Annotated in this window: 13 protein-coding genes; all 13 read left to right on the plus strand. The window is 68.9% G+C overall.

Annotated features, from left to right (window positions below; all coding sequences use genetic code 11):
* The first annotated feature begins 6 nt into the window (after positions 1-6).
* The 13 genes from IG05_RS0123165 to rplB all read left to right on the plus strand — a co-directional run bounded on the left by IG05_RS0123165 (position 7) and on the right by rplB (position 12,764).
* Positions 7-1,794 carry an alpha/beta hydrolase gene (locus tag IG05_RS0123165; protein WP_030345412.1) on the plus strand — a complete coding sequence of 596 codons (1,788 nt, stop codon included), beginning with the start codon at positions 7-9 and terminating at the stop codon, positions 1,792-1,794.
* Positions 1,791-2,390, plus strand: a complete 600-nt coding sequence (locus IG05_RS0123170) for a hypothetical protein (protein WP_158838996.1) — start codon at positions 1,791-1,793, stop codon at positions 2,388-2,390. The genes IG05_RS0123165 and IG05_RS0123170 overlap by 4 nt, the downstream gene beginning before the upstream one ends.
* Positions 2,391-2,647: 257 nt before the next feature.
* Positions 2,648-3,094, plus strand: a complete 447-nt coding sequence (locus IG05_RS0123175) for a hypothetical protein (protein ID WP_030345415.1) — start codon at positions 2,648-2,650, stop codon at positions 3,092-3,094.
* Positions 3,091-4,950: an alpha/beta hydrolase gene (locus tag IG05_RS0123180; protein WP_234335976.1), complete on the plus strand. Its 1,860-nt coding sequence runs from the start codon at positions 3,091-3,093 to the stop codon at positions 4,948-4,950. The genes IG05_RS0123175 and IG05_RS0123180 overlap by 4 nt, the downstream gene beginning before the upstream one ends.
* 61 nt (positions 4,951-5,011) lie before the next feature.
* A complete protein-coding gene (locus tag IG05_RS0123185) occupies positions 5,012-5,482 on the plus strand; it encodes a hypothetical protein (RefSeq protein WP_030345419.1) in 471 nt (156 codons plus the stop codon).
* A gap of 165 nt (positions 5,483-5,647) precedes the next feature.
* Entirely contained in the window at positions 5,648-6,028 is a 381-nt protein-coding gene (locus IG05_RS0123190; RefSeq protein WP_030345421.1) for a hypothetical protein, read from the plus strand.
* A 46-nt stretch (positions 6,029-6,074) separates the two neighbouring features.
* Positions 6,075-8,309, plus strand: a complete 2,235-nt coding sequence (locus IG05_RS0123195) for a hypothetical protein (protein WP_030345422.1) — start codon at positions 6,075-6,077, stop codon at positions 8,307-8,309.
* 28 nt (positions 8,310-8,337) lie between these two features.
* Positions 8,338-9,408 carry a hypothetical protein gene (locus IG05_RS0123200; protein WP_158838998.1) on the plus strand — a complete coding sequence of 357 codons (1,071 nt, stop codon included), beginning with the start codon at positions 8,338-8,340 and terminating at the stop codon, positions 9,406-9,408.
* A gap of 432 nt (positions 9,409-9,840) precedes the next feature.
* Complete coding sequence (gene rpsJ / locus IG05_RS0123205; RefSeq protein WP_003948644.1) at positions 9,841-10,149, plus strand: 30S ribosomal protein S10; 309 nt, start codon at positions 9,841-9,843, stop codon at positions 10,147-10,149.
* Between the two features lie 17 nt (positions 10,150-10,166).
* The gene (gene rplC, locus IG05_RS0123210) at positions 10,167-10,811 is read left to right on the plus strand and encodes a 50S ribosomal protein L3 (RefSeq protein ID WP_020135811.1); all 645 of its coding nucleotides are present in this window, start codon (positions 10,167-10,169) and stop codon (positions 10,809-10,811) included.
* Positions 10,812-10,819: 8 nt separating this feature from the next.
* Complete coding sequence (gene rplD, locus IG05_RS0123215) at positions 10,820-11,470, plus strand: 50S ribosomal protein L4 (RefSeq protein WP_030345426.1); 651 nt, start codon at positions 10,820-10,822, stop codon at positions 11,468-11,470.
* Entirely contained in the window at positions 11,470-11,889 is a 420-nt protein-coding gene (rplW, locus tag IG05_RS0123220; protein WP_030345427.1) for a 50S ribosomal protein L23, read from the plus strand. Before rplD ends, rplW begins: the two co-directional genes overlap by 1 nt.
* 38 nt (positions 11,890-11,927) lie before the next feature.
* Positions 11,928-12,764, plus strand: a complete 837-nt coding sequence (rplB, locus tag IG05_RS0123225) for a 50S ribosomal protein L2 (RefSeq protein WP_030345428.1) — start codon at positions 11,928-11,930, stop codon at positions 12,762-12,764.
* The last annotated feature ends 4 nt before the right edge of the window (positions 12,765-12,768 follow it).

The raw sequence follows: 12,768 nt of genomic DNA on the forward strand, positions 1-12,768 counted from the left end.
TGAACGATGCCCACCTGGCAGCAGTTACGTGACGCGAAGTTGACCCAGTACGAGGACGCCGCAGACGGCTGGGGCAAGGTCAGCAACCGGGCCGATGCCGCGCGCATTCGGGTCGACCAGGACATGGCGGCCCCGATCCACACCACGCAGAAGGGCGAGGCCCAGAACGCCGCCCAGCGCGAACTGACGCGGCTCAGCCGCAATTACCAGTACCTGCATGGTGAATGCGGTCTCGTCCGCACGGCTCTGAACGGCCTCGCCTCGGAACTGGTCGACGTTCAGAAGAAGTTACAGCAGGCCCTCGATGACGCGGCGGATTTAGGCTTCACGGTCAACGAGGACGGCTCGGTCGAGTATCCGCACAGCACGCAGCCTCCGCTCGCCGCCGGTGCGGCGGCCGGCAAGGGTGTTGCCAAGCCGGGTGCCCCGGTGCCCTTCCTGCCCGGCGCCGGGGAGGCGCAGGGCGACCCCAACAAGGGCAAGGCCGAGGACATCGCCGAACGCATCCGGCAGGCGGTGACCAGCGCCGTCGAGATCGACAACCGGTACGCCGGGATCCTGCGCCGGCTGAAGGCGCCGGACGGTCTGGAAGTCACCGACGACATGATCATGGACCAGGCCCGTGACATGGGCGAGGTCCAGAAGGCGGCAGGCAAGTACCTCGGCAAGGATCACATCCCGCACGCCAAGTCACCGGCCGAGAACCGGAAGTGGTGGGACGGGCTCACGCAGGAACAGCGTGAGGAGTACCAGACGCTGTTTCCCGCGGAGATCGGCGCGCTCGACGGCATACCGAGCGCGGTGCGCGACTCGGCGAACCGCACGGTGTTGGACGAGGTCCATGCTCAGGTCCGGCACGACCTGCACCAGTTGGGTCCGGAGCCGCCCAAGACGATCGTCACGGCGGCCGGGGTCGTCCGCAATCCGGAGTGGACCGCCTGGGACGCCCTGGGAGGCAGTCGACTCAAAGGCCAGCTCACGGGCATCCAGGCCATCGAGGCCCGCTTCGACCAGACCGGCGTCGACGACCTGCCCCCGGCTTATCTGCTCGGCTTCGACCTCAAGGGCAACGGTCACGTCATCCTGGCCAACGGCAACCCGGACACGGCCGACAACACGGCGGTGTACGTGCCGGGTACGACGTCGAAGCTGGAGGGGGCCCATGGCGACATCACCCGCATGACAAGAGTGTGGCAACAAGCCAATGCCATGTCTTCCGGCCAGTCGACCTCCACCATCACCTGGATCGGATACGACGCTCCGCAGAACATCCTTACCGACTCCCCGCGGTCCAGCTATGCCTATCACTCGGCGCCCACCCTCAATACCTTCATGGACGGACTGCAGACAGCCCAGGGTGGTCCGAACGCAAGCCACACCACGCTCATCGGCCATAGCTATGGGACGACTGTGATCGGTGCGGCCGCCAAAGAGCACCACATTGCGGCCGATGACATAGTCGTCGCCGGCAGCCCCGGCATGCTTGTCGGCGACGCGGGTGACCTGGGCGTGGGCAAGGACCATGTCTGGTCCGAAGCTGCCGGCTCCGACCCGGTGCCGTACATCGGCAGGGATTTCCTCGGGGGCTGGAAGTGGGGGGTGGACACCTACCACGGTGTGCCCTACAACGCGGGATACATCCAGACCATCCCGTCCGACGAGTCATTCGGTGCCCACAGGATGGACGTGGACACCAGTGGTCACAGCGGGTACTGGACAGAGAGATCAACGAGCATAAAGAACCAGGCGGCGGTGGTCGTCGGCCGCTACGACAAGGTCCAGGAGGACAATTGACCCGCCGCCTCAGTGACCGTCCGGGGCTTCACCGGCTGGGCGTCGCCGTCGCCTGTGGCCTCATCTTCCTCACCGGAACGGGGTGTTCAAGCACGATGGACCACGATGAAGCCTCCGTCCCGGGGCACGAGACCGGCGGATCGAAGGCGGTCACCCTGGATGTCGGCAAAGCCAAGGGCAAAGCGAAAGCGGTGTCCAGCCAGATCTATGAGCTGATCGACATTCGGACCGGGAAGGTGACCCAGCCGGGCCCCAGTATCGCCACCTGCGACCAAGACCCTGATCATCTGTACCAGACCGTTCACGCCTGGTCCGTCTACGGCGTCTCGGAGGACGAGCTGAAGGCCGGTTTCCGGCGCCTCAAGGAAGGTCTCCCAGAGAAGGGCTGGAAGATCGTTCAGTATGGACCGAACAAGAGCAAGGACCGGACGCTGGAGCTGACAGCGGACTCCCGGACCGAGCCCTTCTCGGTGAACGTGGAACTCTGGGTGTCCAGCCCGACGGCCGGCCGCGAGCCGGAACCCAAGATCCTCGTCAACGTCGTATCCGGCTGCTGGCGAGCGCCCAAGGGTACGGACCTGAACACGGAGTACTGATCCGTGTCCGCCTGAAGCCTGCTGCACGAGGCGGCTGCGCTAGCTGCGTCGGACGACCTTGGACGCCCCGAGGAAAAGGAGCGCGCTGCAGAAGAGACCCTGGGCGGCGTTCGTCGGACTGGCCCGGCGGTTCCAGGCGACAGCTGAGTACACGTACTCAGGCGCCCCCCGATGCCGCGGGCTTAAGCTCCGCACCGTGGCACAAGATCATTACGGCTGGACCGCACCGCCGTCATGACAGGGGGGAGTACGCGCTGATGGCGTGGGACGAGTGGGAGCGACTGAAGGCGGACGCCGCGGCGCGTGGGTCCACGGGGATGCAGTTGAACCACGTTCCGTCGGAGCCGGGCGGCGGTGGCGCCGGTGACCTGAAGTCGGACAAGAAGGCCTGGACGAAGGCCGGCGAGGACACCAAGGGGCTGCAGGACGGCATCTCCAAGGCCCTCGGCAAGCTGGACGACGGGCAGAGCGGACTCGGCGAGCTGTCCGGCGTGCAGTCCGCGGCGGCGCAGCGGGAGCTGTACGAGTCCTGGAAGAAGTACGTCGGGGACGTCAAGGCCCGCTGCGGTGAGCTGGGCGGGCTCATGGAGAAGTCCGGGCGCGACCTGTCGATGACCGACGCCGGGGTGAAGGCGGAGCTGGACAGGATCAAGAACAAGTACCAGGACACCGAGGCCGTCGGCGGCCAGGCGAAGGGCCGGTGACCGCGGCCGTGGACATCGCGACGCTGCAAGCGCTGAAGCCCTCGGAGTTCCAGGAGGCGGCCGACGGCTACCGGGCCGCGAGCGACATGGCGAGCGCGGCCAAGGACACGGTGGAGAACCAGATCTCCGCCGGTATCCGCAACCAGCTGAAGGGCGAGGCGGCCGGCGCGGCCCTGCGGGAGCTGAAGGAGCTGGGCAAGGACTTCCACTACGCCCAGACCGAGTGCGCGCTGGCCGGTACCGCGCTGAACGGGTTCGCGTACGACATGGCCGCCGCGAAGCGGAAGCTGGAGGCGGCCCTTGAGGACGCCAGGGCGGCCGGGTGCACGGTCGGCGCGGACGGTTCGGTCACCTTCCCGGCCGGTGGCGAGGAGGTCGACGGCAAGGTGCCCGAGGGCGGCACCGTGTCCGCCTCGGCCAGTTCGACGGACGCGACGGCCAACGCGATCGAGCAGCAGGCCATCCACCAGCACCCGAACCCGAACTTCGGCAAGGCCATCGGCTTCGCGAACCGTATCGGGGACGCGCTGAAGGAGGCCGCGGACGCTGACGCCAAGTGGGCGCCGAAGCTGCGCGCGCTGAAGGCCGACGACGACCTGGTGGTGTCCGGCCGGGACTGGACCGACGTCAAGAGCGACACCGACGGTGTCGTGAAGGGTGCCGACGCCTACGCCCGCTCCCTTCCGAAGCCGCCCAAGGACGGTGATCCGGAGCTGGTCGCCCACTGGTGGGCCGACCTGACCGACGAGCAGAAGGCGGCCTACGTCTCCATGCACCCCGACTCCATCGGCGCCATGGACGGCCTCCCCGCCACCGTGCGGGACGAGGCCAACCGCGTCGTGCTGGCCGAGAGCCGGGCCGGCTACCAGGACAAGCTGGACGCCTGGATGGGGAAGGAACCCGACCGCTACGCCCCCTACATCAGCCCGGTCACCGGCCGTGAGGTGAAGGGCGCCCGGATCGAGACCGAGGAGTGGAAGGAGTGGAACAGGAAGAAGGAGGCCCTGGAGGGCCGTATCCGGGGCATGGACGCCATCCAGTCGCGCTTCGACAGAACCGGGACCGACGGCCTGCCCGAGGCCTACCTGCTCGGCTTCGACCCCGAGGGCAAGGGCCACGACGGCAAGGTCGTCATCGCCAACGGGAACCCGGACACCGCCGACCACACCGGCATCTACGTCCCCGGCACGGGCACCCTCCTGCCGGACATCCAGAAGGACATGGGCCGCGGTGAGATCCTGTGGCACGAGACCAACCGGTACGCACAGGGGCAGAAGGTCTCCACCATCACCTGGTTCGACTACGACGCGCCCCTGCAGGCGAAGCCGTTCGAGAAGGGCGGCGGCCTGTTCCCGGAGGCGATGTCGGACGAGTGGGCGGCCAAGGGCGGCCCGGGGCTGTCGCACTTCCTCGACGGCAACCTCGAAGCGCACCGCATGGCGTCCGGCAACACCCACCTGGGCCACACCACCCTGATGGGCCACAGCTACGGCACCACGCTCATCGGCGACGCGGCGAAGTCGCGGGTGTGGCCCGAGGGCGCGCTGCCGGTGGACGACGTCATCGCCGTGGGCAGCCCCGGCATGCAGGCCAAGCGGGCCGCGGACCTGGGCATCCCCCAGGGGCACATGTGGGCGGAGCAGGGCGGTGGCAACGACGCTGCGGTGCGCATCGGCGGGAAGTACCTGGCCGGTCTCGGCGACGACTGGACGATCCCGACCGACCCGGAGTTCGGTGCCAACATCATGGAGTCGGACGCCGGGGACCACGGCGCCTTCTGGGACGAGGGCTCGACGAGCCTGCGCAACCAGGCCCTCGTGATGGCAGGCCAGTACGACAAGGTGACCCTTGAATAAGACATACGCGACCGTTGTCAGCGCGGCTCTGACCGCCATCCTCTTGGGAGGCTGCTCTCAGGTGAGCGGAGAGAAGGACGAGAAGAAGGCCGCCGTCCGCGACGAGCGAGCCGTCAAGCAGAGCGTCGAGCGGGCGTCCAGCGAGATCCTCGACATCCTGGCGGTGAAGGGCAAGGTGACCCGGTCGGGCGCCGTGGCCACCCCGTGCTCGTCGTACCCGGAGGGCAGCGGGGTGCACCGCATGCGGCATCCGTGGAGCGTCTACGGCGTGCCGGGCGACGATCTCGAACAGGCCATGGACCGCCTGCGCACGCAGTTGCCGGCCAAGGGCTGGAAGATCGTCAAGGACGGTCCCGACAAGAGCCGGGCGAAGCTCCCGCAGATCGTGGCCAACTCGTCCGACGGCCGTCTCTCCGCCGACCTGCGCCTGTGGCGGGAGCCCGCGGGCAGCGAGCGCTCGTCCATGATCGAGGCCACGGTGGTGTCCGAGTGCTTCCGCAGCGGGGCCGGCGGCACGACCGGGACGGGCTGACGCCGGGGACCGGGCCGGCCGGCCTCCTCGGCCGGCGGCACGCTCCGGGGCGCGGTGACCACCCCGTAAAGGTCAGGCCAAAGTTGTGGATCAACTCGCCTCTGCGGGGCCCCCGTTGGTTAGCGTGACAAGAGCACGCCAGAGTTGCAGACGGGGGTTGGCATCGTGGCAGGCAGTGACAAGACGGCCGGCGGGGGCCGGCCGGACCTCGCGTCGTCGTCCGCGGAGAAGACGGCCGCGGCGAACACGCTCCACAACGACATCCAGCCGGACACCAAGGCGGCGGGTCAGTGGGCGGACGACGAGACGAGTGCCGTGGTGAAGGCGTTCGGCGCGAAGGACGGGCACGGCTGGCTCCTCTCCGGCGCCGTGAGCAAGGCGCACAAGACCTGGGGCGAACAGGTCCAGGACTTCGTGAACCGGCTGGCGGGTGACGAGTCGGCCCTGCGGAGCGACTCCACGCTGCTGGCCGGCACGGACATCGGGGTGGGCGGTACCGCGCGCAAGGTGTCGGTGCTCGACACGTACTCGCCGCCGGCGCACTGAGCGCCTGCCGAACCCACTCGTACGCCACCGCATCCGACGGGGACCCATGCCGACGTACCACGAGATCCTGACGACCGAACTGTCCACGCTCACCACGGCCGCCGACCGCTGGGACGGCATGGCGACGGAGCTGGACAAGCAGGAGACGGCCTACCGGCGGGACGTGCACGGCATCACCCTGCGCCCGACGTGGGCGGGGGAGAGCCAGCAGGCCGCCAACGCGCGCTTCGGGATCAGGCTCACGGAGTACCAGAGCGCCCGGACCGAGGCCAAGGCGATCGCCTCGCTCCTGCGTGACGCGCACGCCCAGTTCACCGACCTGCGCAAGAAGCTGGAGGCGGCCCGGGACGACGCGGTCGCCGCGGGCATGAAGGTGTCGGACCAGGGCGTGGTCTCGTACGACACCGGGAAGCTCACCCAGGGGGACCGCCAGGCACTCGCCCACGACCCCGACTACCAGGAGAGCGTGCGCAAGGCCGTCGGGTCCTGGCAGGCCCGTATCGACCAGTGCGTGCAGGACGTGGACGACGCCGACAAGGGCGTCGAGGTCGCCTTCGCCGCCGTCGTGAAGGGCCCCCGCACGGGCGGCGGCACCGTCCCCGGCTTCAACGGCAAGGCACAGGGCGACATCGAGAAGTACGAGGCGGACGAGGCCAAGGACATCGCGGGGCGCGTCAACGCGGGCAAGGCCGGCGCGGGCGACTACCAGGAGCTGCAACGGCTCTTCCACGACAACTCCGGTGACACGGCCTTCAGCCGGACCCTGCTGGACGAGCTGGGCGCGAAGGGCACGCTCCAGCTGTCCAACAGCCTCGACAGCCTCGCCCACGACGACGACACCCGGCACGGCGGCCAGTACCTGGACATCCAGAAGGGCCTCGCCACCACGCTGGCGACGGCCACGAAGGACCCGCACTCGGACTTCTACCAGAGCTTCCGCGCGGACCTGCGCAAGGCCGGCACCGAGCAGTTCAAGGTGGACGGCCTCAGCCCGATCCCCGACGAGAAGGTCCGCGGCTACCAGAGCCTCGTCACCCTGATGCAGCAGGGCCACGGCTACGACGGACAGTTCCTGAAGGACACCGCGGACGACATCCGGCACGCCGAGGAGTCGTACACCCCGAAGGACGGCAACCCGGCCGAGTCGATCTGGGGCCTGCGCGACGAGTTCAGCGGCGCGGACCGGGGCTGGTTCGCCAACGACCCGCTCGACGGCGTCCTCGGCATCATGTCCCACGACCCGAAGACCAGCACCGAGTACCTGGACCCGGCCCACAACGACAACCTCCGGTACCTGCTCCACGGGCGGAACTGGGACACCGTCGTCGACCACTACGCGACGCCGCCCGGCGGCACCACCGTCGGCATACCGGTCCTCGCGGAGGACGGCGACGCCCGCACGGGCTTCGGCGCTGCCCTGGAGGCCGCCACCACCGGGGAGGCACCGGGCGGCTACCACGGCGTGGCCCCGCACAGCGAGCCGCAGGCCCGCATCCTGCAGCACACGATCAACACGCTGTACACCGACAAGCACGCCCAGGACCTCCCGAAGGGCCTGGTCACGCCGCTGGCCCACATCCTGACGGCGTACACCCCCGACACGCACGAGACCTACGCGGAGTCGTCCTCGCAGTACGCCGTCGACTGGGACAGCGAGGGATCCGTCTGGAGCGACAAGGACGGGGCCCACATGGCCGTGGGCCACCAGCGTCTGGCCGCCGTCATGCGGGGCATCGCCAACGACCCCGAGGCGTTCGGGCACGTCTACGGGGCCGAGCAGGGGTACGCGCACCACGTCCTGGAGTCGATCCCCGCCGACGCCGGCGACAAGACGATCCGCGACCGGATCGTGGAGTCCTCCCGGGCCATGGGCGCCTACGACGGCATCCGGTCGGACATCATCTACGACGAGCGGTTCAAGAAGACGCAGTGGGCCGCCGACTTCAACCACGGCCTCGGCACGTCCCTCGGCACGGCGCTGATGTTCAACCCCGTGAAGGACCTCAGCCCCGTCGGGGACCTCACCTCCAAGACCCTCGACGTGTGGACGTACGAGTCGAACAAGGAGCACACGGCGGAGGCGAACCTCGCCGCCACCGAGCAGAACGCCAAGACCTACGACGCCGGACAGCACGACGTCGAGAAGCTGGTGCGGTCCTGGGCGGACAGCCGCGGCCACGCCATCGACAGCGACTGGACGAAGTACTACGTCCACGCGGGCCAGAACGACTACGAGCACGGCCGGGACCGCACGCTGAGCACGCTGCGCGCGGACCGCTGACCCGGTACGGAACGGTCACCCGACGAAAATGAGCGCGATGCAGAAGAAGTCCGGTCTCCGAGGTGTCCACGCGGGCTGGTACGCGGGGGTGGCCGTGCTGGTCCTGGGGCTCGTGGCGGCCGTCCTGTACGGCTCCGGGGCGTACGACTCCTGGCGGGACGGCCGCTCGCTGGACCAGGCCTGCGACGGCACGCTGGCGCGGGACGGACTGACCGCGGCGCTGGGCTCCTCCGACCTGAGGGCCGAGCAGGACGACGGCGGTACCCTGGCCGGGTGCTTCGTCAAGGCGTCCGCCGGGACCGGCCGCGCCGTGCGGATCACCCTGCGCTGGAGCACCGCGGGGGCGCCCTCGGGCAGCGCGGTCTGGTACGAGTCGGACTACAACGGGGTGCGGGCGCAGGCGGCACCGCTCGGCGACGGCTGGCCCGGCGTCGTCCGCTACGACGGCACCTGGCAGATCATGGTCGCGCTGGACTGCGCCCGGCAGCAGGGCAAGGCGCTGGTCGCGTACGGCGACCTCTACGGCGCCTCCGACGGGACCGCGCTCACCGGGCTGGGCCGGGTGACCACCGAAACCGCCCGGAAGGCGGCCGGGAAGTACGGCTGCCGGGTGAGGGCCGGCAAGCCGCTCACCCGGGTGTCCACGGCCCGCCTCGGGGAGCCCGGCACGGTGAAGCCGCTCGCGCGGGCACAGGGCTCCTGCGCCGCGCTGCGGGACACACCGGCGGCGGCCGGCGGCACACCCGGGATCATGGAGTACCCGGCGGACCCGGACGCCCCGCAGACCAACTGCTACCTGGTGACCGCCGCGAAGAAGCCCGGCTACGGGCTGTACGCGTACTACGGCGCCGCCGCCAAGGACTACGAGTCGGCCGGGTACGGCGGCCCGGACCACGATTCCGTCCTGGCGACCGCGGCCTGCCCCGGGGCCGGCCACGAAGCGGTCTTCGCGGTCTACCACCTCTACGACCGGGACACCGACAGCTACCCGGTCCCGCACTGGTCCGCCTCGTTCGCCCGGTCCGCGCTGAAGGCCTTCGCCGGGCACGAGGCGGAGCGGCGCGGCTGCGGCAAGGTGCGGATCATGGACCGGCCGTGACCGCGTCACCGGTTTGACCTACGTCACCTTCGGGGTAATCTCTTCGGCTCGATTGGCGGAGTGGCTGCCCCATATGGCAGACTGTCGGAGTTGCTCGGTCGAGTGTTGATGCTGCGCGCCTCCCGCCGGGAGGACCGGAAGCGAGTCCCACAGTACTCGTCGCCCTAACTGCCGTAAGGCAGCGCTGGGGCGGACGTACGGGAATCTTCCGGGAAGTGTGGGCGCGGCACCGGCCAGGCACCCGGTGGGCCTTCCGCCCCCGGCCTGCGGTTCCGGAAGGGCCGTGTGCATTCCCGCAGGGATGTTCGAACAAGGGACATCTGTGTCAGCGGGAGCGCGACACGCCCGACCGCGTGGGTCGGACGAACGAAGGCAGCAGACGGAATCCGCCGGGTTCCAGAGCGTAAGAAGAGACAGGACTACTGAGTAGCCATGGCGGGACAGAAGATCCGCATCCGGCTCAAGGCCTACGACCACGAGGTCATCGACTCCTCGGCGAAGAAGATCGTCGAGACGGTGACCCGCACTGGTGCGTCGGTCGCGGGCCCGGTGCCGCTGCCCACTGAGAAGAACGTGTACTGCGTCATCAAGTCGCCGCACAAGTACAAGGACTCGCGCGAGCACTTCGAGATGCGCACGCACAAGCGCCTGATCGACATCCTCGACCCGACCCCCAAGACCGTTGACTCTCTGATGCGACTCGACCTCCCGGCCGGTGTCGACATCGAGATCAAGCTCTGAGGCCGGTGATCTGAACGATGGCTAAGCAGATCAAGGGCATCCTGGGCGAGAAGCTCGGCATGACGCAGGTGTGGGACGAGAACAACCGTGTTGTTCCGGTCACCGTCGTCAAGGCCGGCCCCAACGTCGTCACCCAGGTCCGCACGAACGATGTCGACGGCTACGAGTCCGTCCAGATCGCGTTCGGCGAGATCGACCCGCGCAAGGTGAACAAGCCCCTCAAGGGCCACTTCGCCAAGGCCGACGTCACTCCCCGCCGCCACCTCGTCGAGATCCGTACCGCTGACGCCAGCGAGTACACCCTCGGCCAGGAGATCACCGCCGAGGTGTTCGAGGCCGGCATCAAGGTCGACGTGACCGGCAAGAGCAAGGGCAAGGGCTTCGCCGGTGTCATGAAGCGTCACAACTTCAAGGGCCTCGGCGCCGGACACGGCACCCAGCGCAAGCACCGCTCGCCCGGTTCCATCGGTGGCTGCGCCACCCCGGGCCGCGTGTTCAAGGGCCTCCGCATGGCGGGTCGCATGGGCAACGAGCGGGTCACCACCCAGAACCTGACCGTCCACGCCGTTGACGCGGAGAAGGGTCTGCTGCTCATCAAGGGCGCGGTTCCCGGTCCGAACGGCGGCCTCGTCCTGGTCCGCACCGCGGCCAAGGGGGCCTGAGGTAACCGATGAGCACTGTTGACATCCTTTCGCCGGCTGGCGAGAAGGCCGGTTCCGTCGAGCTCCCCGCGGAGATCTTCGACGCCAAGGTCAGCGTCCCGCTGATCCACCAGGTCGTCGTCGCGCAGCTGGCCGCTGCCCGCCAGGGCACGCACAAGACCAAGACCCGCGGTGAAGTCCGTGGTGGTGGCAAGAAGCCGTACCGCCAGAAGGGCACCGGTCGCGCCCGCCAGGGTTCGACCCGCGCGCCGCAGTTCGCCGGTGGTGGCGTCGTGCACGGTCCCGTGCCGCGTGACTACTCGCAGCGGACCCCGAAGAAGATGAAGGCCGCCGCCCTGCGCGGTGCCCTCACCGACCGGGCGCGTCACAACCGCATCCACGTCGTCTCCGGCGTGGTCGAGGGCGACGTCTCCACGAAGGCCGCCAAGAGCCTGTTCGGCAAGATCTCGGAGCGCAAGAACCTGCTCCTGGTCGTCGAGCGCTCCGACGAGGCCGCGTGGCTGTCCGCCCGTAACCTGCCCCAGGTCCACATCCTGGAGCCGGGCCAGCTGAACACGTACGACGTTCTCGTCTCGGACGACGTGGTCTTCACCCAGGCCGCTTTCGAGTCCTTCGTCGCCGGCCCGAAGGCCAACGACACCGAAGGGAGCGAGGTCTGATGGCCATCCGTCACCCCGCTATCGCCTCGAAGGCCGCCAAGGCCGCCAAGGCCGCGCGCGTCGCCAAGGCGCGTCGCCACGCCACCGAGGGCAAGAACACCGTCGAGACCCCGCTCAGCAAGTCGTACACGGACCCCCGTGACGTCCTGCTGAAGCCGGTCGTCTCCGAGAAGAGCTACGCGCTCCTCGACGAGAACAAGTACACGTTCATCGTCGACCCGAACGCCAACAAGACCCAGATCAAGCAGGCCGTCCAGGCGGTCTTCGACGTCAAGGTCACCGGGGTCAACACGATCAACCGCCAGGGCAAGCGCAAGCGCACCCGCACCGGTTTCGGCCAGCGCGCCGCGACCAAGCGCGCGATCGTGACCCTCGCCGAGGGCGACCGTATCGACATCTTCGGCGGTCCGACCGCTTAAGCGGGTCGGATCGTCCGATATCGGACGAGGACTGAGAAATGGGAATCCGCAAGTACAAGCCGACTACGCCGGGCCGTCGTGGGTCCAGCGTCGCCGACTTCGTCGAGGTCACGCGGTCCACGCCGGAGAAGTCGCTGGTCCGCCCGCTGCACAGCAAGGGCGGCCGTAACAACGCCGGTCGTGTGACCGTTCGCCACCAGGGTGGCGGACACAAGCGCGCCTACCGAGTGATCGACTTCCGTCGTCACGACAAGGACGGCGTGCCGGCGAAGGTCGCGCACATCGAGTACGACCCCAACCGCACCGCGCGCATCGCGCTGCTGCACTACGCCGACGGCGAGAAGCGCTACATCCTCGCCCCGCGCAACCTGCAGCAGGGCGACACCGTGGAGAACGGTCCCGGGGCCGACATCAAGCCGGGCAACAACCTGGCCCTCCGCAACATCCCGGTCGGTACCACGATCCACGCGATCGAGCTCCGTCCCGGTGGCGGTGCCAAGTTCGCCCGTTCCGCCGGTGCCTCCGTGCAGCTGCTCGCGAAGGAGGGCGCCTACGCCCACCTGCGCATGCCCTCCGGTGAGATCCGCCTGGTCGACGTGCGCTGCCGCGCCACCGTCGGCGAGGTCGGCAACGCCGAGCAGAGCAACATCAACTGGGGCAAGGCGGGCCGCAAGCGGTGGCTGGGCGTTCGCCCGACCGTCCGTGGTGTGGTCATGAACCCGGTTGACCACCCGCACGGTGGTGGTGAGGGCCGGACCTCCGGTGGTCGCCACCCTGTGTCCCCGTGGGGCAAGAAGGAAGGCCGTACTCGTTCGCCCAAGAAGGCGTCGAACAAGTACATCGTCCGCCGCCGCAAGACGAACAAGAAGCGCTAAGGAC

The sequence above is a fragment of the Streptomyces sp. NRRL S-1022 genome, assembly GCF_000720135.1.
Taxonomy (GTDB): domain Bacteria; phylum Actinomycetota; class Actinomycetes; order Streptomycetales; family Streptomycetaceae; genus Streptomyces.

What these genes read in the sequence shown, in the direction of transcription:
- IG05_RS0123165 (WP_030345412.1), top strand. Translation starts at nt 7, where the DNA reads ATGCCCACCTGGCAGCAGTTACGTGACGCGAAGTTGACCCAGTACGAG.
- IG05_RS0123175 (WP_030345415.1), top strand. Translation starts at nt 2,648, where the DNA reads ATGGCGTGGGACGAGTGGGAGCGACTGAAGGCGGACGCCGCGGCGCGT.
- IG05_RS0123195 (WP_030345422.1), top strand. Translation starts at nt 6,075, where the DNA reads ATGCCGACGTACCACGAGATCCTGACGACCGAACTGTCCACGCTCACC.
- IG05_RS0123200 (WP_158838998.1), top strand. Translation starts at nt 8,338, where the DNA reads ATGAGCGCGATGCAGAAGAAGTCCGGTCTCCGAGGTGTCCACGCGGGC.
- rpsJ (WP_003948644.1), top strand. Translation starts at nt 9,841, where the DNA reads ATGGCGGGACAGAAGATCCGCATCCGGCTCAAGGCCTACGACCACGAG.
- rplC (WP_020135811.1), top strand. Translation starts at nt 10,167, where the DNA reads ATGGCTAAGCAGATCAAGGGCATCCTGGGCGAGAAGCTCGGCATGACG.
- rplD (WP_030345426.1), top strand. Translation starts at nt 10,820, where the DNA reads ATGAGCACTGTTGACATCCTTTCGCCGGCTGGCGAGAAGGCCGGTTCC.
- rplW (WP_030345427.1), top strand. Translation starts at nt 11,470, where the DNA reads ATGGCCATCCGTCACCCCGCTATCGCCTCGAAGGCCGCCAAGGCCGCC.
- rplB (WP_030345428.1), top strand. Translation starts at nt 11,928, where the DNA reads ATGGGAATCCGCAAGTACAAGCCGACTACGCCGGGCCGTCGTGGGTCC.